At 73.1% G+C, this 22,317-nt stretch carries 22 protein-coding genes; 5 read left to right on the plus strand and 17 right to left on the minus strand.

All coding sequences use genetic code 11. The features are described 5' to 3' along the window. Nucleotides 1-16: 16 nt before the first annotated feature. From ACIG3E_RS09050 to ACIG3E_RS09095, 10 genes are all read right to left on the minus strand, one after another. Complete coding sequence (locus ACIG3E_RS09050; protein WP_399613126.1) at nucleotides 17-1,513, minus strand: alkaline phosphatase family protein; 1,497 nt, start codon at nucleotides 1,511-1,513, stop codon at nucleotides 17-19. A 90-nt stretch (nucleotides 1,514-1,603) separates the two neighbouring features. After that, the gene (locus ACIG3E_RS09055) at nucleotides 1,604-2,674 is read right to left on the minus strand and encodes a 2-aminoethylphosphonate ABC transporter substrate-binding protein (RefSeq protein ID WP_399613128.1); all 1,071 of its coding nucleotides are present in this window, start codon (nucleotides 2,672-2,674) and stop codon (nucleotides 1,604-1,606) included. A 45-nt stretch (nucleotides 2,675-2,719) separates the two neighbouring features. After that, on the minus strand, nucleotides 2,720-3,517 hold the full coding sequence (locus tag ACIG3E_RS09060; protein ID WP_399613131.1) for an ABC transporter permease: 798 nt from the start codon (nucleotides 3,515-3,517) through the stop codon (nucleotides 2,720-2,722). Continuing rightward, on the minus strand, nucleotides 3,504-4,424 hold the full coding sequence (locus ACIG3E_RS09065; RefSeq protein ID WP_399613134.1) for a 2-aminoethylphosphonate ABC transporter permease subunit: 921 nt from the start codon (nucleotides 4,422-4,424) through the stop codon (nucleotides 3,504-3,506). Before ACIG3E_RS09065 ends, ACIG3E_RS09060 begins: the two co-directional genes overlap by 14 nt. Beyond that, nucleotides 4,417-5,472: an ABC transporter ATP-binding protein gene (locus ACIG3E_RS09070; RefSeq protein WP_399613136.1), complete on the minus strand. Its 1,056-nt coding sequence runs from the start codon at nucleotides 5,470-5,472 to the stop codon at nucleotides 4,417-4,419. The genes ACIG3E_RS09065 and ACIG3E_RS09070 overlap by 8 nt, the downstream gene beginning before the upstream one ends. Beyond that, nucleotides 5,469-6,185, minus strand: coding sequence for a phosphonatase-like hydrolase (locus ACIG3E_RS09075; RefSeq protein WP_399613139.1), 717 nt, complete (start codon nucleotides 6,183-6,185; stop codon nucleotides 5,469-5,471). Before ACIG3E_RS09075 ends, ACIG3E_RS09070 begins: the two co-directional genes overlap by 4 nt. Beyond that, nucleotides 6,179-7,300, minus strand: a complete 1,122-nt coding sequence (locus ACIG3E_RS09080) for a TIGR03364 family FAD-dependent oxidoreductase (RefSeq protein ID WP_399613141.1) — start codon at nucleotides 7,298-7,300, stop codon at nucleotides 6,179-6,181. Before ACIG3E_RS09080 ends, ACIG3E_RS09075 begins: the two co-directional genes overlap by 7 nt. A 160-nt stretch (nucleotides 7,301-7,460) precedes the next feature. Next, nucleotides 7,461-8,249, minus strand: a complete 789-nt coding sequence (locus tag ACIG3E_RS09085; RefSeq protein WP_399613144.1) for a GntR family transcriptional regulator — start codon at nucleotides 8,247-8,249, stop codon at nucleotides 7,461-7,463. 287 nt (nucleotides 8,250-8,536) lie between these two features. Next, nucleotides 8,537-9,232: a hypothetical protein gene (locus ACIG3E_RS09090; RefSeq protein WP_399613147.1), complete on the minus strand. Its 696-nt coding sequence runs from the start codon at nucleotides 9,230-9,232 to the stop codon at nucleotides 8,537-8,539. A gap of 189 nt (nucleotides 9,233-9,421) precedes the next feature. Beyond that, nucleotides 9,422-10,552, minus strand: coding sequence for an ROK family protein (locus ACIG3E_RS09095; protein ID WP_399613150.1), 1,131 nt, complete (start codon nucleotides 10,550-10,552; stop codon nucleotides 9,422-9,424). Between the two features lie 56 nt (nucleotides 10,553-10,608). On the opposite strand from ACIG3E_RS09095, the gene ACIG3E_RS09100 reads away from it, so the two are divergent. Together ACIG3E_RS09100 and ACIG3E_RS09105 are read left to right on the plus strand one after the other, a co-directional pair. Further along, a complete protein-coding gene (locus ACIG3E_RS09100; protein ID WP_399613153.1) occupies nucleotides 10,609-11,694 on the plus strand; it encodes a Gfo/Idh/MocA family oxidoreductase in 1,086 nt (361 codons plus the stop codon). Then, nucleotides 11,691-12,176, plus strand: coding sequence for a heme-degrading domain-containing protein (locus ACIG3E_RS09105; protein WP_399613156.1), 486 nt, complete (start codon nucleotides 11,691-11,693; stop codon nucleotides 12,174-12,176). Before ACIG3E_RS09100 ends, ACIG3E_RS09105 begins: the two co-directional genes overlap by 4 nt. An 18-nt stretch (nucleotides 12,177-12,194) precedes the next feature. On the opposite strand, the gene ACIG3E_RS09110 is transcribed toward ACIG3E_RS09105, so the two are convergent. The 5 genes from ACIG3E_RS09110 to ACIG3E_RS09130 form a co-directional block, all read right to left on the minus strand. Continuing rightward, complete coding sequence (locus ACIG3E_RS09110; RefSeq protein WP_399613158.1) at nucleotides 12,195-13,871, minus strand: choice-of-anchor A family protein; 1,677 nt, start codon at nucleotides 13,869-13,871, stop codon at nucleotides 12,195-12,197. A gap of 150 nt (nucleotides 13,872-14,021) precedes the next feature. Beyond that, nucleotides 14,022-14,879: a fumarylacetoacetate hydrolase family protein gene (locus tag ACIG3E_RS09115; RefSeq protein WP_399613160.1), complete on the minus strand. Its 858-nt coding sequence runs from the start codon at nucleotides 14,877-14,879 to the stop codon at nucleotides 14,022-14,024. Nucleotides 14,880-14,998: 119 nt separating this feature from the next. After that, on the minus strand, nucleotides 14,999-15,763 hold the full coding sequence (locus ACIG3E_RS09120) for a YidC/Oxa1 family membrane protein insertase (RefSeq protein WP_399613163.1): 765 nt from the start codon (nucleotides 15,761-15,763) through the stop codon (nucleotides 14,999-15,001). A gap of 102 nt (nucleotides 15,764-15,865) precedes the next feature. Beyond that, nucleotides 15,866-16,189, minus strand: a complete 324-nt coding sequence (locus ACIG3E_RS09125) for a DUF6412 domain-containing protein (RefSeq protein WP_399613165.1) — start codon at nucleotides 16,187-16,189, stop codon at nucleotides 15,866-15,868. A 97-nt stretch (nucleotides 16,190-16,286) separates the two neighbouring features. Beyond that, on the minus strand, nucleotides 16,287-16,817 hold the full coding sequence (locus ACIG3E_RS09130; protein ID WP_399613167.1) for a winged helix-turn-helix transcriptional regulator: 531 nt from the start codon (nucleotides 16,815-16,817) through the stop codon (nucleotides 16,287-16,289). A gap of 151 nt (nucleotides 16,818-16,968) precedes the next feature. Here ACIG3E_RS09130 and ACIG3E_RS09135 point away from each other — a divergent pair, with 151 nt between their 5' ends. Beyond that, on the plus strand, nucleotides 16,969-18,378 hold the full coding sequence (locus ACIG3E_RS09135) for an MFS transporter (RefSeq protein ID WP_399613170.1): 1,410 nt from the start codon (nucleotides 16,969-16,971) through the stop codon (nucleotides 18,376-18,378). Here the strand turns inward: ACIG3E_RS09135 and ACIG3E_RS09140 are convergent. Next, a complete protein-coding gene (locus ACIG3E_RS09140; protein WP_399613173.1) occupies nucleotides 18,344-19,870 on the minus strand; it encodes a sodium:solute symporter in 1,527 nt (508 codons plus the stop codon). The genes ACIG3E_RS09135 and ACIG3E_RS09140 overlap by 35 nt on opposite strands. Then, the gene (locus ACIG3E_RS09145) at nucleotides 19,867-20,097 is read right to left on the minus strand and encodes a DUF3311 domain-containing protein (protein ID WP_399613175.1); all 231 of its coding nucleotides are present in this window, start codon (nucleotides 20,095-20,097) and stop codon (nucleotides 19,867-19,869) included. Before ACIG3E_RS09145 ends, ACIG3E_RS09140 begins: the two co-directional genes overlap by 4 nt. Before the next feature lie 153 nt (nucleotides 20,098-20,250). Here ACIG3E_RS09145 and ACIG3E_RS09150 point away from each other — a divergent pair, with 153 nt between their 5' ends. Further along, nucleotides 20,251-21,297 (plus strand): SEC-C domain-containing protein, encoded by a 1,047-nt coding sequence (locus tag ACIG3E_RS09150; RefSeq protein WP_399613178.1) that lies wholly within the window; start codon nucleotides 20,251-20,253, stop codon nucleotides 21,295-21,297. A 29-nt stretch (nucleotides 21,298-21,326) separates the two neighbouring features. After that, nucleotides 21,327-22,304 (plus strand): NaeI family type II restriction endonuclease, encoded by a 978-nt coding sequence (locus tag ACIG3E_RS09155; protein WP_399613181.1) that lies wholly within the window; start codon nucleotides 21,327-21,329, stop codon nucleotides 22,302-22,304. Nucleotides 22,305-22,317: the final 13 nt, after the last annotated feature.

Raw genomic sequence — 22,317 nt, forward strand, 5'->3', positions numbered from 1 at the left:
GACGCCCCCAGCCTAATCAGGAAGGCTTGATCCCGACCCCGTCGATCACCCAGTACCAGTTGTTGCCGCCGGTGTAGCGGAAGCGGACCTGCGCGGTCCGGGCCCCGGCCGGGACCTGGAGCCGGATGGTCTCGACAGTGGACGGGGTGTCGGCGGCGTACGTCTTCACGACGGCGGGGGCGCCGCCGTCGTAGGAGACGAGCACCTGGCCCTGCTGCGGGGCCTCGTGACGGTAGTACGTCGTGTACGTGAGGGTCGCCGGGGCGCCGCCGGTGACCTCGTACGCGGGGCTGATCAGGGTGGAGTCGAAGGTGCCGGTGACGGGCTTGTCGGACCACTCGTCGCCGTCGGCGACGGCGAACACGTTCCGGGCCCTGAGGTTGAGTTCGCGCTGCTGGTCGCGCTCCGTCCGCGTCCAGAACTCGTCCGTGGTGAAGGCCCAGCCGCGCCACTCGGTGACGCCCCCGCCGCCCATCCGCGTGTTGTCGACGCTCCAGCCCTCGGGCGGGGTGTGGGTGAAGCCGAGGACGCCGGAGCCGATGCCGGTCTCGTCCACCGGCGGCTTCAGGCGGTCGCGCAGCGTGTCGAAGGCGTCGGGGCGCGGCTGCTGCACCGGGCGGCCGTCGAGGCCCCAGGCCGGGTCGACGGGGACGCCGAGGTGGGCGAGGGCGCTGACGGCGACGTCGGGCATGCGCACGTCGTGCCGTACGGAACCGGCGGTGAGCCCGTCCCCGACGGCGATGAGGAAGGTCTGCCGCTCGGCCCTGCTGGAGCCGCCGTGGCCGCCCGCGTCGGCGTGGCCGTGGTCGGCGGTGACCATGACCAGCCAGTCCTCGTCGCCGTGCGCCGGGCGGGCGGCGACGGCGTCGAGGATGCGGCCGACCTGGGCGTCGGCTCCGTGGATGGCGTCGAGGTAGGCGCGGCTGGCCGCGCCGCTGGTGTGCCCGGCGTGGTCGATGTTGTCGAGCTGGACGAAGACGGCGTCGGGGTCCTTGTCCGCGAGGGCGGCGACGGCGCGCTTCGTGGTGCCCTCGTCGTACTCGTCGGACGGCGTCGAGACGCGCGTGTCGACCTTCGCCGAGAAGATCGTCTCGGTGAGGGGCGCCCAGGAGGACACGGCGTAGGTGCGCAGGGCGGGCTTGGCGGCCTCGGCGCGCGTCATGAAGTCGGGGTAGCGGGCGAGGTCGTGGCCCGCGAAGTCGTTGCCCACGACCTTGTGCTTGTCCGGCCAGACGCCGGTGAGCAGCGTGGCCCAGCCGGGCCCCGACATGGTGGGCGCGAGCGGCTTGGCGTAGATGCTGCTGGGGGCGGTGAGGCCGCGGGCCATCAGGGACTTCAGGCGGGGCGCGTCGGCGTCCTTGACGCGGCTGAGGAGCGTGCCGTCGAGGCCGATGACCAGGACCTTGGGGGTGCGGGCCGCGGCCGCGCGGGCGAGGCCCGACAGGGGGCCCGCGGCGGTGGCGAGGGCGGCGGCGGAGACGAGGAGCGAGCGGCGGCGGATGCCGTGGGACACGATTCCTCCAGGGGGAGCGGGAAGGGCAGGACACACCAACGCCCCTGGTGGCACAGGGGCGTTGGGGGGAGAGGGGGGTGGTGGTGGGGGTCAGCTGCCGGTGGCGGACTTCCAGTCCTCGACGTACGACGTGAGGTTCTCGGAGATGTCTGCCCAGTCCGGCTCGAAGACCTCCACGCCGTGCAGGAGTTTCTCCAGGGCGATGGCGTTGGCGTCGGTGGCCTTGACGTCCTTGCGGGCCGCGAAGCCGCCGCCGATCTCGCTGACCTGCCGCTGGGCGGTGCGGCTGAGGAGGTAGTCGAGGAACTTCTTGGCGTTGGCGCTGTGCGGGGCCTTGGTGACGAGGCCCGCGGCGTACGGCAGCGCGAAGGTGGTGGGCTTCGCGCCCTTCTTGGCCGGGAACCAGATGCCGAGGTTGGGCATGTCCTTGGCCTGGGCGTAGTTCATCTGGACGTCGCCGTTGGCGACGAGCAGCTCGCCCTTGTCGACCTTGGGGGCGAGCTTGCCGGTGGAGGCGGACGGGCCGACGTTGTTGGACTGGAGCCTGCCCAGGTACTTCATGGCGGGCTCCTTGCCGCCGAAGTCGTGCATGGCCTTGATGAGCACGGCGGTGCCGTCGCCCGCGACGCCCGGCGTGGAGTACTGGATCTTGTTCTTGTACGCGCCGTCGGTCAGCTCGTCCCAGGTCCTGGGCGTCTTGGCGCCCTTCAGCTCCTTCTTGTTGTAGATGAAGCCGAAGTAGTTGTTCACGACGGTGGTCCACTTGCCGTCGGACGCCTTGTTCGCGCCGTCGACCTGCTCGGCGCCCTGGGGGGAGTACGCCTGCAACAGGCCCTTGTCGTCGGCCTGCTGGATGAACGGGGGCAGGGTGACGAGGACGTCGGCCTGGGTGTTGGACTTCTCGCGGACGGCGCGCTGCACCATCTCGCCGGAGCCGCCCTCGACGTACTTGACCTCGATGCCGGTCTTGTTCTCGAAGTCCTTGAAGACCTGGTCGTACCAGCCGTCGCCGTTCTCGCCCTTGAGGCCGTCGGCGCTGTAGACGGTGACGACCTTGGCGTCGGAGGCGGCGGAGTCGCCGCCGCAGGCGGTGAGGGCGGTGGCGAGCAGGGCGCAGCCGCCGAGGGCGGCGAGCGCGCGGACGGGGGTGACGGTACGCATGGCGTGTCGTGCTCCTTGACGAGGCGTGCGGGATACAGGGGACGGTCAGCGGTAGGAGGCGCGGGTGCGGACGCGGGACACCGCGAAGAGGACGAGCAGGGTGGCGCCCATGAGGACCACGGCGAGGGCCGCCCCGGTGAAGGCGGCGCCCCGGTCGGTGGCCGCGTAGATCCGTACGGGCAGGGGCGTCCAGTCCGGCGGGTAGAGCATCATCGTGGCGCTGAGCTCGCCCATGGACAGGGCGAAGCACAGGCCCGCGGCGGCCGTCAGGGAGGGCAGGAGCAGCGGCAGCTTCACCCGCCACAGGACGTACCCGGGCCGGGCGCCCAGGGACGCCGCGGCCTGCTCGTACGCCGGGTCGAGACGCACGACGGCGGCCGAGACCGACTGGTAGGCGAACGCCGTGACGAGGATCGCGTGCGCGAGGACGACGATCGTGGACGTGCCGTTGAGGATCACCGGCGGCTTGCTGAAGGCGACGAGCACGGCGAGCCCGACGACGACGGACGGCACGGCGACGGGCAGCATGAACAGCGCGTCGACGACCCGCTTGCCGGGCTTGCGGAGGCGGGCCGCCGCGAGCGCCGCCCAGGTGCCCGCGGCGAGCGCGGCGACGCTCGCGCCGAGCGCGGTGAGCAGGCTGGTGGTGAGGGCCTGGAGGGACTCGCCCCGGGTCGCCGCCGCGTAGTGCTCGGTGGTGAACGCGGACGGGAACGCCCCCGACCAGTGGCCCGCGAACGAGGCCGTGACGATGACGGCGAGCGGCAGCGCGAACACCGGCAGGAACAGGACGGCGAACACCGCCCACAGCGTCCACTTGCCCTTGCGGCTATGCACCAGCACGACGGCTCACCACCCGGTACAGGCCGTAGAGGCCCACGGAGATCGCGATGTTGACGACGGCGACGACGCAGGCCGCCGGGTAGTCGGACTCGAGCATCGCCTTGCCGTAGACGAGCGTCGGCAGGGTCGTGACGCCCTTCGCCCCGGTGAACAGGACGATTCCGAACTCGTTCAGGCACATCACCAGGACGAGGCTGCCGCCCGCCGCGAGCGCGGGCAGCGCCTCCGGCAGGATCACCTTCCGCACGATCCGCGCGGGCCGCGCGCCGAGGCTGGAGGCCACCTCCAGCTGCGCGGTGTCGAGCTGCGAGAAGGCGGCGAGCAGCGGCCGCATCACGAACGGCGTGAAGTACGTGATCTCCGCGAGCAGCACGCCCCACGGCGTGGTCAGGAACTGGAAGGGCCCGTCGCCGCCGCTCCCGGTCGCGTCCGTCCACAGCCCGTTGGCCATGCCCTTGGTGCCGTAGATGAAGAGCAGCGCGAGGGTGATGAGGAAGGACGGGAAGGACAGGAAGACGTCGATGAACTTGGCGACGGCCTTCCCGCCCGGGAAGGGTACGAAGGCGATGACGAGCGCGAGCACGAACCCGAGCACCAGACACCCGACGGTCGCCCCCACGGCCAGCCACACGGTGGTGCCAAGGGCGTCCCGGAAGGACGCGGAGGCGAACACGTCGGAGTACGGCTTGAGCGAGGTCCCGCCGGTGTCGGGCTCCACGGACTGCTTGACGACGAGGCCGAGCGGATAAAGAAAGACGAGCCCGAGCAGAGCGATGGGCGGCAACACCCAGACGAAGGCGGGCACTCGGCGTACCCGCTGTGGGCAATCGTCCCGCAGGGCGGGACGGGTGGGCACAGCCCTAGGTGCCGCCCCGCTTTTGACGAGGCCCGGCGTAAGGTCACCCATCACCGTTCACCCCTGCGGCAAGCAGCACCGCGTCCTCGGGCGCGAAGTGCAGCGTGACCTGTTCCCCCAGCCCAGGGGGCACCCGCAGCTCCCGCACATCGGCCTTCACCACGTGCCCGTCCACGTCGACGTACAGCCGGTGCGTGGCCCCCCGCCACTGCACCTCCGTGACGCTGCCGGTGAGCGCGTTGGGCCCGGGCCCGAGGCCCACCAGGTGCGGCCGCACGCACAGCGTGGCCGTGGCCCCGGCCGCCACCCCGTCGGTGGCGACCTTCACCTCGGCCGCCCCGAGGGACACCGCGCCCTCGCCCACGGACACCGTCAGGAGGTTCGCGTTGCCCACGAAGGAGGCCGTGAACTCGGTGCGCGGGCGCCGGTACAGCTCCTGCGGCGTGCCCACGTCCCGCAGCCGGGCCCGGTCCATGACGGCGATCCGGTCGGCGAGGGTGAGCGCCTCGACCTGGTCGTGGGTGACGTACAGGATGGAGACGTCCGGCAACTCGCGGTGCAGCCGGGCGAGTTCGGCGAGCATGCCGGAGCGCAGCTGCGCGTCGAGCGCGGACAGCGGCTCGTCGAGGAGGAGCACCCCGGGCCGGATGGCGAGGGCGCGGGCGATGGCGACGCGCTGCTGCTGGCCGCCGGACAGCTCGCGCGGGTACCGCTTGGCGTACGCGGCCATCCCGACCAGCTCCAGGGCGTCGGCGACGCGCGCCGGGATCTCCGCCTTGGGGGCCTTCTGCGCCCGGAGGCCGAACGCCACGTTCTCCTCGACCCGCAGGTGCGGGAACAGCGCGTACTGCTGGACGACCATGCCGATGCCGCGCCGGTGCGGCGGCAGGCCCGTCACGTCGCGGTCGCCGATGAACACCCGCCCGGCGGCTGGTGTCACGAACCCGGCGACGGCCCGCAGGGCGGTGGTCTTGCCGGACCCGGAGGGCCCGAGCAGCGCCATGACCTCGCCGGGCTCGACGGTCAGGTCGAGCGAGTCGAGGACGACGTTGCCGCCGTACGCGACCGACACCGAGTCGAACCGTATGCCGCTGCTCATGACCCGAAGTCCCGGATCAGGGCGGGCAGTTCCACGACCGAGGGCAGCACGTGCGTGGCCCCGGCGCCGCGCAGGGCCGCCTCGTCGTGGGCGCCGGTGCGGACGCCCGCGACGATCCCGGCCCCGGCGCGGGTGCCGCTGCGCATGTCGTACGCGGTGTCCCCGGCGACGGCCACCTCGCGCACCGCGTCGGCGGCGCCGGTGCGCAGGAACGCGGCGAGCACCATGTCCGGGTAGGGGCGCCCGCGCCCGCCCGCGTCGGCGGGGCACAGGGTGAGGTCCACCAGGTCGCGCCAGCCGAGGGCGGCCAGGATCGCGTCCTGGGTGACGCGGGCGAAGCCCGTGGTCAAGACCACGGTGAGACCGTCGGCCTTGAGTTCCTCGACGGCCTCGCGGGCTCCGTCGACGGGGGCGATGAGACCGCCGTCGACCAGCTCTCCGTACGCCTTCTCGAAGGCCGCGTTGGCCCGCTGGGCCAGGTCCTCGGCGCCGAACAGGTGCCGGAAGACGGAGATCTTGGACTCGCCCATGGTGGCGCGGACGTAGTCGAGCTTCGCCGCGTGGTCGGCGGAGCCCGGCTCGACGCCCAGCTCCCCCGCGGCCGCCGCGAAGGCCCGCTCGACCAGGCCGCCGTCGGCGACGGTGGTCCCGGCCATGTCGAGTACGGCCAGCTTGATGCGCGTGTTGGTGTGCGTGGTCAATTCCCTCACCATCCCAGTTCGTCGGCGGTCCGCTCGGCGATCGCGGGCGAGCAGGTCATGCCGCGCCCGCCGGGCCCGGTGACCAGCCACACCCCGTCGGCCACGCGCTCGCGGTGCACGACCCTGCTGGTGTCGACGCACTGCGCGTACACCCCCGCCCAGCGCCGCCGGACCTTGGGCAGCGGGCGCCCGAGGAAGCCCTCGACGACCTCGGTGAGGTGGTCGTAGGGGTCCTCGACGGTGTCGAAGGCGAAGGGGTGCTCGTACTCGTGGGTGTCGCCGATGGTCAGGCCGCCGTCGGCGCGCTGCACCATGAGGAGCTGCATCTTGTGCGCGGCGGCCGTCGGGGGCTGCTCCTGCCCGGCGTTGAGGGCGTCGAGCTCCGGGGAGCGGTACGCCGGGTAGTAGCGGAAGCTGTCGGCGTCGGCGACGGACGTGGTGAGCGGCTCGCCCAGCGGGTCGGTCTGCATCATCTGGAGCCGGACGCGGCGCACCGGCAGGTCCGGCGCGAGCTCGCGGACGAGGCCGCCGAGCCAGGCGCCGGTGCACAGCACGACGGCGTCGCCGGTGTGCACGTCGCCGTGGTCGTCGCGTACGGCGGCGGGGCCGACGACGTCGCGGACCTCGCGGCCCGGCAGGAAGGTGTAGCGCGGGGACTTCAGGAGCTCCTCGCGCAGCCTCAGCTGCGCGGTGCGCGGCTCGACGGCCGCGTCCCGCTCGCACCACAGGGCGGCGGTGAAGTCGCCGCGCAGGGCCGGGTTGAGCGCGCGGGCCTCGTCGGGGGCGAGCAGCTTGTAGCCGCGGGCGGCGGCGTCGGGGCGGGCGAGCGCGGCCTCGGCGACGGCGCGCTCCCGCTCGGTGCGCACCAGGGTCAGCGAGCCGTTGGCGCGGAAGCCGATGCCCGGGACGCGGGCGCCGATCCCCTCCCACAGCTCGCGGGCGCGCAGGGCCGTCTCCAGCTCCTCGCCGCCCGCGCGGCCGCTCACCCATATCTGCCCGAAGTTGCGCAAGGAAGCGCCCCGGGCCTCGCTCTCGCGCTCGATCTGTACGACCTCGTGGCCGCGCTCCACTGCGTGCCAGGCGTGCATGGTGCCGACCACGCCTGCTCCTACGACGATGACTCTCACGACGGCAACGTTCCTTTCGGCGGGTGGCCCGGCGAGGGCCGGGCGGCAACCAAAGGGTGAACTGCCGAGCAAGTTTGGACTAGACCCGTTATCGTTCCGTAATCAATCGGGGCCAACTATGGCCTAGAAAGGGACAGTTGGACCCGATTGCGTCGCGGGCTCAGCCGAGGTGCGTCGTGAACGAGAAGCGGTCCCCCCGGTACAGGGTCCGCACCCGCTCCAGCGGGCCGCCCTCCGTGTCCCGCGACAGCCGGTGCAGGAGCAGCATCGGCAGCGCGGGCGGCGTCCCGATGAGCAGCGCCTCGCGCGGCGTCGCGAGCACCGTCTCGATGCGCTCGTCGGCATCTCCGAACGCGATGCCGAGCTCGTCGCGCAGATACGCGTAGAAGGACGAGTCGGGGTCGAAGTCCGCGTCGAGCCGCGGCACCCGCGCCACCGCGACGTACGTGCTCTCCAGGCCGACCCGCTCGTCGTCGGCGAGCAGTACGCGCTCCATGTGCCAGACCGGTTCGTCCGGCGCGGCCCCGATGTCGGCGGCGAGGGCCGCCGGGCAGGGGAAGCGGTCGAGGGAGATGAGGGTGCGGCCCGGGGTGCGGCCCTGCCTGCGCACGCCCTCGGTGTAGCTGGCGAGGGAGAGGGGCTGCTCCAGCTTGGGCCCCGCGACGACCGTGCCGCGCCCCTGGCGGCGCAGCCTGCCTTCGAGCAGCAGCTCGCGCAGGGCCTGCCGCACGGTCTCGCGCGCCACCTCGTACCGCTCCGCGAGGTCCCGCTCCGTGGGCAGCGCCCGGCCCACGCCCAACTCCTCGATCAGCTCCGCGATGCGCGCCTTGACCGCGTAGTACTTGGGGATGCGGCCGTGCTCGGGGATGCCCGAGCGGACCGGGCCGCCCGGCGCGTGGGCGCGCGGTTGGGCGGGTGGGGCGGTTGGGGGGTTTTCCTGGTGGTCCACGGGGCGATCGTCGCACGGGTGGCCGTGCGGCCAGGCTGGACGGCTGGGCCGGGCCCCTGCCTGGGCCCTCCTGGCTCCGCCGGGGTTGCCGCCGTGTGCCTTTGGCCGTCTGCGGGATCGTTGTGGCTGGGCGCGCCGTTCCCCGCGCCCCTTTGGGGCGCTGCCCCGGTGGGCTGTCGGTCGTCTGCGGGTTCGTCGTGGCTGGGCGCGCCGTTCCCCGCGCCCCTTCAGGGCGCTGCCCCGAAGGCCCCGTGCCCCTTTGGGGCGCTCCCCCAAGCGCTGTCCGCTCAGCGGGGGCGGCGGGCTGCTGTCATCAAGGCTGTGCCGGTGAGGAGGAGGGTGGTGGCGGTGGTGGTCAGGGTCAGGAGGGTGTTTGGGCCGGTTCTCGCTAGTTCGGCGGGGGACGGCCGGGCGCCGCTGTCGCCCACCACCTCGAACGGGTAGTCGTCGGACTCCCCCACCCAGTCCCCGTCCCCGCCCCGCCGCTGCACGACGGCGGCGCTCGCCACGACGCGGTCCGACCCGGCGTCGGACGTGAAGGCGAGCCGCACCGGCACGCTCACCGGCTCACCGGGCCTGACGGTGAACCCGCCGGTCCCGTCGTCGAGGACCCCGACGTTCTCCCCCCGCCCCGCCCCCTCCAACGCGACCGCCCGCCAGCGGCCCCCGGCGCGGAACTCCAGCTGCGCCTGCCCCGGCCGCAGCTTCCCCTTGTGGTCGACGAGTACGACGACGGGGTGGATGTGCTCGCAGCTGCCGCCCGTGGTGTTCACGAGCCTGAGGGACCAGCGTCCGTAGCCGCCGCCCGCGTAGTAGACGTCCGGGCCCTTCCCCAGGCGGGCGCGGACGGGGAAGGCGGCGGAGGCCGGGGCGGAGCAGGCGGCGCGGTGCCCGGGGTGCGGGGCGGCGGCCTCGGCCGCGGCGGGCACCAGGGCGGCGGCCACGGCGGTGACGCCTGCGGCCAGGCGGCAGCGGAGTCGCATGCGGGACCTTTGCTGAGCGCGGGCGGGCGGGGCGCGTCGAACTCGCGCCGGGACGTGCCCTGTTGCCCCGCCGGGAGGCAACAGGCCGTGGCCGACCCTGCCACGGCCGCGCGCCCCCGCCCCGCCGTCGCCACTCCTTGCGGCCGACCGCCCCCGGAATTCCCCTCGAACAGCCGATCCCACCGCGCCTCAGCCGGTCCGCCGCGCGGGCAGGGCCACCTCCGCCCGGCCGAACAGCGGGGCGAGCACCAACTGCGCCGCCCCCTCCGCCACGCCGCGCTCACCGCCCGGCGCGCTCGCCACGCCCACACGCGCGCGTGCACCCGCGCGCCGGGAACGCGCGGCCACGACCTCGCCGACTCCCCGTACGAACAGGTCCTCGGCCCCCGCCACGGTCCGCCCGCCGAGCAGCACGAGGTCGATGTCCAGGAGCGAGACCAGATTGCCCGCGCCGACGCCGAGCAGGCGGGCCGCCCCGCCGAGGTCGCCCCGCGCCACGGCCGCGAGGCACAGCGCCTCCAGGCACCCCCGGTCACCGCACTCGCACACGGGCCCGTCGAGCAGCACCACCTGGTGCCCGAACTCCCCCGCCCCGGTGCGCGCGCCACGGTAGAGACCGCCCCCGAGCACGAGGCCCGCGCCGAGCCCCGTCCCCAGGTGCAGATACGCGAACGACTCCGCGCCCTGGGCCAGGGCGATCCCCAGCGCGGCGGCGTTCGTGTCCTTGTCCACCACCACGGCGAGCCCGAGCCGCTCCGCGAGGACCTCCCGCAGGGGATACCCGTCCCACCCGGGGAACCCGGTGACCCGGTGCAGCACCCCCCGCACGTGGTCGAGCGGCCCCGGCAGGGCCACCCCCACGCCGAGCACGGCGGACGGCGCCCCCGCGACCAGCGCCCGCGCCTCCCGGGCGACCAGGTCCACCACGGCATCGGCCCCCGCCGAGAAGTCCACCCCCGCCCGCCGCTCGGCCACCACCGCCCCGGCCAGGTCCACCAGGACGGCGACCAGCGCGTCCCGCTCCAGATGCACGCCCACCGCACCCCCCGCCTCCGGCACGAGCCGCAGCGCCGTCGCGGGCTTCCCGCCGGTGGAGGCCCGCCGCCCCGCGTCGGCGACCAGGCCCTCCCCCCGGAGGCGCGCCACGATCTTGCTGACGGCCTGCGGCGTGAGCCCCGCCCGCGCCGCGAGCTCAAGACGGCTGACGCCCTCGCCGCCCGCGCCCCGCAGCAGTTCGAGCACGACCGCCGCGTTGTGCCCGCGCAGCGCCCGCAGATTCGCCCCCGTCGGACCGGTCGTACCGGAGTCAGCCCTGTTCACCCCTCCATTGTCGCCGTCGCTTGCACTTTGGCAACAGCGTTGCCAAAGTGGAGGTCATGACTGAAGGCAAGAACGACCTCCGCGTCGGCCTCATCGGGTACGGCCTCGCGGGCTCCGTCTTCCACGCCCCGCTGATCGCCGCCACCGACGGCCTCACGCTCGACACGGTCGTCACGTCGAACCCCGAGCGCCAGGCCGAGGCGACCACGGCGTACGGCAGCCGGACGGCCGCATCCGCGGACGAGCTTCTGGACCGCGCCGACGAGCTCGACCTCGTCGTGATCGCGTCGCCGAACAAGACGCACGTACCGCTCGCGACCGCGGCGCTCAAGGCGGGCCTGCCGGTCGTCGTGGACAAGCCGCTCGCGGGCACCGCGGCCGACGCCCAGGACCTCGCGGCGCTCGCCGACGAGCGCGGCCTGCTCCTGTCCGTCTTCCAGAACCGCCGCTGGGACAACGACTTCCGTACGCTGCGCAAGCTGCTCGCGGCCGGTGAGCTGGGCGACGTCTGGCGCTTCGAGTCCCGCTTCGAGCGCTGGCGCCCGCAGCCCAAGGGCGGCTGGCGCGAGTCCGGCGACCCCGAGGAGATCGGCGGGCTCCTGTACGACCTGGGGAGCCACGTCGTCGACCAGGCCCTGGTGCTCTTCGGCCCGGCGGCGCGCGTGTACGCCGAGGCGGACGTCCGCCGCCCGGGCGCGCGGGCCGACGACGACACCTTCATCGCCATCACGCACACCGGCGGCGTCCGCTCCCACCTGTACGTGAGCGCGACCGCGGCCCAGCTCGGCCCGCGCTTCCGCGTCCTCGGCTCGGCCGCGGGCTATGTGAAGTACGGCCTGGACCCGCAGGAGGCCGCCCTGCGCGAGGGTAGACGCCCCGGCGACGATGCGGCCGAAGGCCCCTGGGGCGCGGAGCCCGAGTGCATGTGGGGCCGGGTCGGCTCCGGCGAGTCCCCGCTGACCGGCGGCGGCCGCCCCGAGCCCACGCTGCCCGGCGACTACCCCGCGTACTACGCGGCCGTGGCCGCCGCCCTGCGCGGCGAGGGCGACAACCCGGTCACCGCGCACGAGGCCGCCGCGGCCCTCGACGTCCTGGAGGCCGCGCGCCGCTCGGCCCGCGAGGGCGTGGCGGTGACGCTGTGACGACGCGACCGGCCGGGCCGAAGGCCCCCTCCGTCGAGGAGATCGAGGAGCAGGAGCGCCGCCTCGTGCTGCCGCGCTTCACCCACGAGGACGCCTGGGCGCTCGGCTGCCTCCTGGTGGAGCTCGCGCGCGAGCGCGCGGCGCCCGTGGCGATCGACATCCGGCGCGGCGGCCAGCAGCTCTTCCACGCGGCGCTGCCCGGCTCCTCGCCGGACAACGACGCCTGGATCGACCGCAAGCGCCGCGTCGTCGAGCGGTACGGCTGCTCGTCGTACCTGGTGGGCAGCCGGTTCCGGGCCAAGGGCACGACGTTCGAGGACTCCTCGCGCCTCGACCCCGACCGGTACGCGGCCCATGGTGGCGCGTTCCCGATCGGGGTCGAGGGCGTGGGCGTCGTCGGCACGGTGACCGTCTCAGGCCTCCCCCAGGTCGCGGATCACGCCCTGGTGGTGGAGGCCCTGGAGCGGTTCACCGCGTCCTGACGCCCGGGTGAGGGTCCGTCACTCGAACTCTCCCGCGCGGCGGCGGCGTACCGTCACCACGACCGTGACACCCGCCGCGAGCAGCGCCGCGGCGATCCCGCCGACCAGCGCGAGCTCCCCGGACGAGGCACCCGTGTGCGCCATCTCGTCAGGGCTCTTGGTCGGCTGCGGAGTCGGATGCGTGGGCGAGTCCGACGGAGAGGGAGACGGGCCGTCGCTGTCGGACGGAGACGGCGAGGGACCGTCACTGTCCGACGGGGACGGCGAGGGGCCATCGCTGTCCGACGGCGAGGGCGAGGGCCCGTCGCTGTCCGAGGGAGACGGCGAGGGCCCGTCACTGTCCGACGGGGATGGCGAGGGACCGTCACTGTCCGAGGGAGACGGAGACGGCGACGGACCATCGCTGTCCGACGGCGAAGGCGACGGCGACGGGCCGTCACTGTCCGACGGGGACGGCGACGGCGACGGGCCGTCGCTGTCCGACGGGGACGGCGACGGCGAAGGACCATCGCTGTCCGACGGGGACGGCGACGGCGACGGACCGTCACTGTCCGACGGGGACGGCGACGGCGACGGACCATCGCTGTCCGACGGGGACGGCGACGGAGACGGGCCGTCACTGTCCGACGGCGAAGGCGACGGCGACGGACTCTCGCTCTCCGACGGCGAAGGCGACGGAGACGGCGTGGTGCACGTCGGCAGGTCGCCGTTGAACGGGTAGGCGTGGAACTCCTGGCCGCCGCCCGCCCCCGAGGTGTGGGTCAGGGTGCCCACCGTGAAGAAGCGGCCGTTCATGCCCGGCAGCGTCACCGTCGTCATGCTGCCCGGCGATCCGACGAGCACGCTCCCCTGGAACTGGCCGCTGCCCGCGAACTGCACGCTGGACGCGTCCGGGAAGTTCCAGAGCAGCCGCTCGCGCAGGCCGTCGGGGAGGGTGCCCATATAGGTGCGGATGGTGCGCACGTCACCGGTGAGGTTGACGAGGACCGTGGCGTCGGCGGGAATGTTCGCGAACACGATGCCCTGGTCGCCGCCGGTGCGGCTGACCAGGTCGAAGTCCACGTTGAAGACCTGGATCGCGGACGTGCCGTCACCGGTGAAGGTCGTCTCGCTGCCGTTGTTGACGGCCGTGCCGGTGGCCGTGCGGGGCGAGCCCTGGTCGTACGCGTAGCACTGGCTCGCCGCCGTGAGCTGGGCGGGCAGCGTCGCGTACTTGTCGGCCGCCCCGGCCTCCTGCACCGCGGGCGGGGCGACCGTGCCGCTGGCCGTGCCCTCGTACACCACGCGGCCGGAGACGCCGCCCTCCTCGGCGAGCAGCCGCTGGCCCGTGGCGACACTCAGGTCGCCGCCCGTGGTGAGGAAGTCCGAGCCGTTGGGCGGCGGCACGCGCGAGCCGACACCGGCGACGCCCACGTTGTAGATCTGCGAGGCCCCGGCCCGCTTGTTCATGTCGAAGTCGCCGAGCACGACGACCTTGCCCTCGGCCTCCGCCGCCGCCTCGCGGACGAGCATGTCCTCGCCGACGAAGACGTTGATGTTCTCGTCGCGGCCCGCCACGGGCCCGTTGTTGACCTCGGGGTACGTGCCCGGACAGGCATCGCCCAGGCAGGGGCCGAGGCCGCCGGGCAGGGGGTCGGCGACGCCCTGCCCCGCCAGGCCGCCGACGACCGTGGCCGCCGCGACCGCGACAGCCACCGCTAGATATGCTGAGCTTTTTCTTCGCATACCTGGAAATATGCGTATTACGGACATTCATGGCGGGAGACACGCTCAGCACGGCCCCCATTAGGCCGACCAGCGGCGGGCCGTACGGGGGTGCCGAGAGGCGTCCGGGGCCGCCCGGCGTCAGGCGTCCTTGAGCTCCTGCCGCTGCCGCCCGAGCCCGTCGATCTCCAGCTCCACCACGTCCCCCGCCCGCAGATAGGGCTTGGGTTCGGGGCGGCCGAGGGCGACCCCGGCGGGCGTCCCGGTGTTGATCACGTCGCCCGGGTACAGCGTCATGAACCGGCTGACGTAGCGGACCACCTCCGCCACCGGGAAGATCTGCTGGGCCGTCGTGCCGTCCTGCATCAGCTCGCCGTTGACCCACAGCCGCAGGGACAGGGCCTGCGGGTCCGGCACCTCGTCCGCCGTCACGAGCCACGGCCCGAGCGGGTTGAAGGTCTCGCAGTTCTTGCCCTTGTCCCAGGTCCCGCCGCGCTCGATCTGGAACGCGCGCTCGGACACGTCGTGCGCCACCGCGTAGCCCGCGACGTGCGCGAGCGCCTCCTCGTACGAGTCCACGTAGCGCGCGGTCCGCCCGATGACGATCGCCAGCTCGACCTCCCAGTCCGTCTTCACCGAGCCGCGCGGCACGAGCACCGTGTCGTTCGGCCCGACCACCGTGTCCGCCGCCTTCAGGAAGACGACGGGCTCGGCGGGCGGCTCGGCGCCCGCCTCGACGGCGTGGTCGTGGTAGTTGAGCCCGATGCAGACGACCTTGCCGATCCGCGCGAGCGGCGGCCCGATCCGCAGCCCGGCCGCGTCGAGCGCGGGCAGGCCGCCGGCCTCGGCGGCGGCGCGCACGCGGGCGAGCGCGGCGTCGTCGGCGAGCAGCGCGCCGTCGATGTCGGTGACGACGCCGGACAGGTCGCGCAGGGTGCCCCCGGCGTCGAGCAGCGCCGGACGCTCGGCGCCCGCCGTACCGACTCGCAGCAGCTTCATGGTCTGTCTCCCTCTGGTCGAGCCCGGGCCGACCGATGGGGGTGCGGCGCCATCGGAGGTTCGGCCGATCCTCCAAGCTCACCGTCCGGCCCGCAAGACCCCGTTCACGTACTGGACCGTCACATGGCCGTGGCCATGGCCCCCGTCGCCCCCTGCGGCATGTTCCGGTACAGGACGGCCCGCTCCACCGCGCTCCAGGTCGTGCTGGTCACGACGTACAGCGCGGCCGCGAGCGGCACGACCGCCACGGAGAACAGCGTCATGAAGGACATCAGCGGCATGAACTTGGTCATCGCGGCCATCGCCTGCGCACCGGGCACCTGTTCGCCGCCCTGGGCCGCGGGCAGCGGCGACCCGGCCAGCTGTCGCTTCGTACGCCGGTAGTTGAAGGTGGCCACGGCGGCCACGAGCGCGAAGAGGACCAGGTAGACGAGGCCCGCCCCGCCGAGCACGCCGCCGTCGCCGAGCGCGTCGGCCCAGCGCCCGCCGAGCGGCGCCGCGAGCAGCTTGTGGTCGAGGAGCGCGTTGGCCTTCCCGCCGATGTCCGAGCTGGAGAACAGGTGGTAGAGCAGGAAGAACGCGGGCAGCTGGAAGAGGCCGGGCAGACAGCCCGCGAGCGGGGAGACCTGCTCCTTGCGGTGCAGTTCGAGGACCGCCTTCTGGAGCTTCTCCGGGTTCTTGCCGTGCTTCTTGCGGAGCTCGGCGATCTGCGGGTTGAGCTTGGCGCGCGCCTTCTGGCCGCGGGCCGCGGCCCGGGACAGCGGGTGGATCAGGAGGCGTACGCAGGCGGTGACCAGGACGATGGCCGCGGCCATGGCGGAGCCGCGGAAGAGCGGTTCGAGCAGGTCGGCGAGGTGTGCGACCAGGTCGGCGATGAAAGACATGGGTGAGCCCTCCGGAGGTCTCGTCGTGCCGGGGTGAGGTGCGTGTCGGCAGGACGATCCGCGCGGGGTCCGGGAGGTTCCGGAAGAGGAGCCGGGGGTTCCCTACGCGGCCGTCAGGAGGGGACGGCCGGGCGCTCGCGGGCGCGTGCGGCCCCGGGCGTCGGGGTCGCGCTGGGGCAGGAAGGCGGTGCGCCGCTCGCGGTCGCGGATGGCGGTGCGCACGCGGGTGCGCGGCACGGCGGGCGCGGAGCGCGCGGCGAGCAGGGAGCACAGGGCGAGCGCGGAGCCCGCGGCGGCGGTCGCGGCGAAGGCGACGGCGCCCACGAGGCTGCCGGTGTCGGCGAGGACGGTCTCGACGAGCAGGACGAACAGCAGGGCGGCGGGCCGCAGGGCGCCGCCCCAGCTCCTGACCAGTTCCTTGATCAAGGCCGCCTCCTCCCCGAACCCCTGTGCGTACGCATGTGTCTGCTGCTGTTTATACAGGATCCGTGACGACGGGCTACACGGGATCCGAGACGACGGGCTACACGGGATCCGTGACGACGGGCTGAAGCAGCCGCCGGGGCGCGAGCAGCACCCGGCTGACCGGATCGCTCGGTTCCGGATCGAGGCCGGGGCCGGGCAGCATCTCCACGTCGTCGACCGGTACGAGCACCCCGCAGGCCGGGCACTCCCCCGACGGCCCCAGTTCCGTACCGCACGCCGCGTGCCGGAAGGAGCGCAGCGGCTCGGCGTCGCCGAGGACCCCGCGGCCCCACACGCTCAGCGCGCGCAGCGTCGGCCAGAGGGCGCGGCCCCGCTCGGTCACCACGTACTCGTGCCGCCGGGGCGCCCCCGCGCACGGCCGCTTCTCCAGGACGCCCGCGTCGGTGAGCGTCTGGAGCCGGGCGGCGAGCACCGCGCGCGGGATGCCGAGGTGGACGAGGAAGTCGTTGTAGCGGCGGACGCCGTAGAGCGCGTCGCGCACGACGAGCAGCGTCCAGCGCTCGCCGACGACCTCCAGGGCGCGGGCGATGGAGCACTCCTGCGCCGCGTAGTCCTTGCCGAGAGCCATGGGCCCACTGTAGCCCTTTTGCCCGACCAAGGTTCATTCATTGAACCCATCCCTGCTACGGTCATCACGCACCACGCAGGTTCAATGAATGAACTTGCGTGCCCCGTCGACGCGTGCGCCCCACCACGCACCTCCCGAAGGGCACTCACCCATGCCACGCACAGCCACCGCGGCGCCCACCGCGGCCCCCGCCACCGCCCCCGTCCGCGCGGCGTCCCCCGCCCGGACCCTGGCCCTGACCAGCGCCGCGACCTTCATGGCCCTGATGACGTACACGGCCCCGATGGTCACGCTCTCCGACACCGCCGCGGCCCTCGGCACCTCTCTGTCCGCGCAGGCCTGGCTCCTGAACGGCACCCCGCTCGGGCTCGCCGCCCTGCTCCTCGTCGCGGGCAGCCTCGCCGACGACTACGGCCGCCGCCGGATCTTCCTGTACGGGACGTACGCGCTCGGCGTCACCACGGCCCTCGGCGCCCTCGCCACCTCCACCTGGATGTTCACGCTGGCCCGCGTGGTCCAGGGCGCGGCGAGCGCCGCCATCCTCGCGGCCAGCCTCGGCCTGATCGCGCAGGCCTACCCGGCAGGGCCCGGCCGGATCCGCGCCACCGGCGTCTGGGGCGCCTTCGTCAGCGGCGGCATCGCCCTCTCGCCGGTCGTCTCCGGCGCCCTCGCCACGCTCACCGACTGGCGCCTGCCGTACGCCGTCCTGGCCGTGACCACCCTCGCCGTCGGCGCCCTCGCCCCGCGCGCCCTGACCGAGTCCCGGGCGCCGCGCGCGGGCCGCCCCGACCTCGCGGGCGCCCTGACCTTCGGCCTGGCCCTCGTCGCCCTGCTCGCCGCGCTCACCCTGGGCCGCGACGGCTGGCTGCGGCTGCCCGTCGGCGCCCTGCTGCTCACCGCCGCCGCCCTGCTCACCGCGTTCACGTACGTGGAACGCCGGACGGCGACACCGATGCTGGACCTCGGCCTGCTGCGCCGCCCGCTGTTCCTCGCCTCGTCGGCGGGCGGGCTCTTCACCGGGCTCTCGGTGATCGCCCTGTTCAGCTATCTGCCGACGGTCCTCCAGCACACCATGGGCCTGTCCGCGATGGGCACGGGCTGGCTGTTCATGCTCTGGGCCGGGACCGGCTTCCTGGTCGCCCTCCAGGCCAGGCGGCTCGCGGGCCGGGTCCCCGCGCGGGCCCAGCTCGCCGCCGGGTTCCTGCTGCACGCCGTCGCCGCCCTGACCATGCTGGGCGCGGCCGCCGGGGGCTCCTGGCCGCGCCTGCTGCCCGGGCTGCTGCTCTCCGGGGCGGGCAGCGGCCTGCTGAACGCCGCCCTGCCGCTGCTCGCCGTCGAGTCGGTGCCGCCCGGGCGCGCCGCGATGGGCTCGGGCGCGGGCAACACCGCCCGCTACCTCGGCTCCGCCGTGGGCGTCGCCCTGATGATCGCCGTGGCCACGGCCTCGGGCTCCTCGCCCGCCGCGCTCGCGCACGGCGCCGACGTGGCCCTCCTGGTGTCGGCGGGCCTCGGCGTCCTGGCCGCGCTCACCGTCCTGACGCTGCGGGAACGGCGCCGCTGACCTCGTCGTGGACGTCGTCGACCGGGTCCCGCGCGAGCACCTCGCCGTCCGGCCGCGGGTCCCGGTCCGCCGGACCGGCGTACGACACCACGAGCGCGACCAGGAGGTTGACGCCGAGCGCGACGATCCCCGCGTTCACGCCGCCCACCGGATCGCGGTCGGTGAAGACGAGGCCGCACACGACCGCGACGCCCACGACGAGCCCGCTCACCGCCCCCGCGAGCGTGAGCCGCCGCCACACCAGGCCGAGCAGCAGCATCGGCACGAGCTGCGCCATTCCCTCGTACGAGATGAGCGAGAGGCGCACGAGGGTGTTGGGCGTCGCGTACGTCAGGACGAGCGCGAGCGCGCCCGCGGCCACGACGACGCCCTGCGAGGCGAGCTTCTGGCGCCCGGGCGACCGCCACCGGGGCAGCAGGGACAGCACGCTGCTGCCCCACATCGTCCCGATGACCAGCATGAACACCGCCATCGGCACGATCGACGAGAGCGCGGCGGCGACCCCGATCACGCCGACGGCCCACGCGGGCAGCGAGTCCACCACCAGCTCGAACAGGGCCAGGTTCGACCCGGCGCCGGTCAGCCCCGGCACCACGAACAGGGCCGCGAGGCCGAGCAGCATCGGCACGAAGAGCAGGACGTTGTACGCGGGCAGCCAGATGGCGTTGCGGCGCAGCGCGTCGGCGCTGCGGGCGCCGAGGTACCCGGCGACGGTGGTCGGGAAGATCACCACGGTGAGCGCGTTGAGGAACGACGTCGTGGCGAACCAGGCCTCGCCGTACGGGGAGCCGCCGTGCCCCGGCAGCGTCAGCCAGTCGCGCTTCTCGCTCACCACCCGGTCGACGAAGTCCCCGTACCCGTCGAAGTAGTGCAGCGGTACGTACACGGCGAGGAAGGCGAGCGTGCCGATGACGAGCACGTCCTTGAGCACGGACACCCACGCGCTGCCGCGCAGGCCGCTCACCACCACGAACCCGGTCGTGACGGCGAACCCGATGAAATAGGCCCAGTTCAGACTGATCGCGCCGTACGAGATGGTCGAGACGACGACACCCATCCCGGTGATCTGGAGCTGGATGTACGGCAGCAGGAACACGGTCGCGAGCACGGCGACCGCGGCGCCGAGCCAGGGCCTGCCGAAGCGGTGCGCCACCATGTCGCTGACGCTGACGAGCCCGTGCCGCCGCGCGTAGTCCCACAGCAGCGGCCCGACGACGTACCCGACCGCGTAGCCGCAGGACATGTAGGCGACGACGTAGAGCACGGGCGCCCCGAAGTTGTACCCCCAGCCCGCGGCGCCGAGATAGCTGAAGCTCGTGTACCCCTCGCCCGCCATCAGGACCCAGATGAACACGGGCCCGAGCGAACGCCCGCCCACCGACCACTCGGCGAGCCCGCCCTGCCCGCCGCGGCCCCGCACCGCGAGGAGGCCGAGCGCGACCGTGCCGACCATGAAGACACCGAAGACGGAGGTGGCGACGGCGGTGTTCACGGGCGCCGCCCCGTCCGGCTCTTCCGGTCACTCCGGTACGTGAGCCACACCGCGACCGGCGTCAGAAGCGTGGCGGCAAGCAGCCACACGAACAGGAAGGGCAGCCCGAGCACCACCGGATCGACCCGGTTGACGAAGGGCAGCGCCCCCAGATACAGCACGAAGGGCACGAGCAGCCAGAGCAGCTGCGGCCGGCGCGGGGCGCGCGGCTGACGGCGAATGATCACGGGGCGTCACCCTACCGAGGCGAGGAGCACGGCGACGTACCAGAGGGAGCCGACGTACCGACGGGGGAACGACGCGTCCTCGCGGAGGGAACGGACCACACCGACGACAAGGCCCATACACCCTGGCCGGGGTACGGCAGTACGGTGTCACTCATGCGCCCCGACACGCCTGCCGACCACGTCGACCACATCGCCGAAGCGGAGCGCCTGGAGCGCACCGCGGGCCTCTACCCGGAGGACGCCGAGCACCTCCTCCTCCAGGCCGCGGCCCACCTGGAGCTGGCCGACGCCCGAGAGCGCGCGACGACGCTCTACGACCAGCTGCTGTCCCCGTCGGCACCGCACCCGCCGGAGAACCCCACCCTGATCCGCGCGCTCAAGGCGGCGAACCTCTGGGAGTACGGCCACGAGGCGGAGGCCAGGGCGATCATCGACGGCGTACGCGGCCAGCGCCCGGCGGACGCGGCCCCGTGGGTGATCGTGGCGGAGTCCCTGGAGTCCCACGACGAGCTGGACCAGGCGCACGACACGTTCTCGGAGGCGCTGACCCTCCTGCTCCCCGCGCCCGACCTCGAACCGCCGTACGCCACGCACCCGTTGCTCTACGGCCGCCACCGCGTCCGGCGCCTGCTCGGCGCGCCGCACGACAACTGGGACGAGCGCGCGGACCGCGTCCACCGGGCCCGCGCGGCGGCGGCGGGCCGCACGCCGGTGCCCCTGGACGAGCTCCACGACCCGAAGCGGGTCTGGACCCTCGGCTCGGAGAACCCGGAGGAGATCCGCGCCGAGATCACCCGCCTCCAGGCGGAACTGGGCACGTACCGGGAGGCCCTGTCCCGCCCCTTCCCGGTGGCGGTCCTGCACTGGCCCGCCACGGAACTCACCGAGCTCCTCGCGGCGTATCCGGCCCTGTCCGCCGAATACCCCTCCCACGAGGCCCACTTGGCCACGATAGAGGCGTCCCTGCGCGAACTCTCGGCCTCCGGCACCCCCAACCTCGGCATCGTCACCGCCACGGTCCCCTCCTACGAAGCCTTCGCCGCCTCCGAAAGCACCCCACCATCGGACCCGGCCCTCCTCCCCCAGTACGCGACGACACTGGCGGCCAGGGGGCGGGCGCAGGAGTGGCCGCCGCGTCTTGCGGAGGCTTGCTGGTGCGGGTCGGGAGCGGTGTACGCCAACTGTCATGGCGCCAGGTAAGCGCTGAACCTTCACCAAGGAAGCAGACGTTGGAAGACTCTCTATTTCCGCGCGACACCCTGGCAGCCAGACACATCGCCGAATCAGCGAAACCCTATAGCGGCGACCCAGCCCTGCAAGACGTATTGGACTGGTTCAGGGCGCAGCCCAACCTGGAAGCCAGATTTGGCCAGGTTATCCGCCAGTCCATCGACGAGGTGCTCGACGGTCAGCGCACAGGTCGTTTCGACATTGACGAACTGGAGAAGACAGAGAAGACCTACTTGGGGACGAAGGTTGAAATTGTCACTCGTTCCGAGTTCGGCCTCGGGCATGGCCAGAGAATGGACTACCACATAGTCGGCCATGACGTGGATTCGAAGTTCACGAGTGGAGGCAACTGGACGATCCCTCGCGAGGCAGACGGGCACATATGCCTTCTCACCAAGGCGAACGACCATAAAGCCCACTACCAGGTCGGCTTGTTGAGAATCCGCGATGAGTTCCTCAATGCAGGCAAGAACAGAGACGGCAAGCGGAGCATCTCTGCCGCAGGAAGAGGTGCCATTCACTGGATCGTTGAGAACGGCCAGATCACCCAGAACATCCTGCTCAGTCTTCCAGAGGTCGAGCGGACAGCCATCTTCAACGCCTCGGCAGGATACCGCGGCAGCGGAAATGGTGGCCAATTGCGCACCAACGAACTCTTTCGGCGCGTACAAGGGAAGCCGGTCAATCGCAACACGGTCCTCACTGTGGCCAGCCAAGATGACGGCCCGAAGCGCGTCCGCGACGCCAGAAATCATCTTCGCCCTGAGGGCATCATGATCCTTGGACACCAAAGCCAACACCCGCGCATCGCCCGCGATCTCGGGCTGTCCGTCGCAGAGAAGGGATCTTGGGTAGCCGTCCGTGTTGCACATGCAGACAGCTCTGACGCAACGAGGAAGAAGACGAGAATCTCTGGACAGGAGTATGTTGCATGGCGCGCGGGAGACACTCCTGTAGCAGCACCCGAATCCTACTGATCAGGCCGACGCG

This window comes from Streptomyces sp. NPDC053474 (genome assembly GCF_044544845.1).
Taxonomy (GTDB): domain Bacteria; phylum Actinomycetota; class Actinomycetes; order Streptomycetales; family Streptomycetaceae; genus Streptomyces.

Coding starts and splice junctions, on each gene's coding strand:
- ACIG3E_RS09055 (WP_399613128.1), bottom strand. CDS start 2,674: ATGCGTACCGTCACCCCCGTCCGCGCGCTCGCCGCCCTCGGCGGCTGC.
- ACIG3E_RS09065 (WP_399613134.1), bottom strand. CDS start 4,424: ATGGGTGACCTTACGCCGGGCCTCGTCAAAAGCGGGGCGGCACCTAGG.
- ACIG3E_RS09070 (WP_399613136.1), bottom strand. CDS start 5,472: ATGAGCAGCGGCATACGGTTCGACTCGGTGTCGGTCGCGTACGGCGGC.
- ACIG3E_RS09075 (WP_399613139.1), bottom strand. CDS start 6,185: ATGGTGAGGGAATTGACCACGCACACCAACACGCGCATCAAGCTGGCC.
- ACIG3E_RS09090 (WP_399613147.1), bottom strand. CDS start 9,232: ATGCGACTCCGCTGCCGCCTGGCCGCAGGCGTCACCGCCGTGGCCGCC.
- ACIG3E_RS09100 (WP_399613153.1), top strand. CDS start 10,609: ATGACTGAAGGCAAGAACGACCTCCGCGTCGGCCTCATCGGGTACGGC.
- ACIG3E_RS09115 (WP_399613160.1), bottom strand. CDS start 14,879: ATGAAGCTGCTGCGAGTCGGTACGGCGGGCGCCGAGCGTCCGGCGCTG.
- ACIG3E_RS09120 (WP_399613163.1), bottom strand. CDS start 15,763: ATGTCTTTCATCGCCGACCTGGTCGCACACCTCGCCGACCTGCTCGAA.
- ACIG3E_RS09130 (WP_399613167.1), bottom strand. CDS start 16,817: ATGGCTCTCGGCAAGGACTACGCGGCGCAGGAGTGCTCCATCGCCCGC.
- ACIG3E_RS09135 (WP_399613170.1), top strand. CDS start 16,969: ATGCCACGCACAGCCACCGCGGCGCCCACCGCGGCCCCCGCCACCGCC.
- ACIG3E_RS09150 (WP_399613178.1), top strand. CDS start 20,251: ATGCGCCCCGACACGCCTGCCGACCACGTCGACCACATCGCCGAAGCG.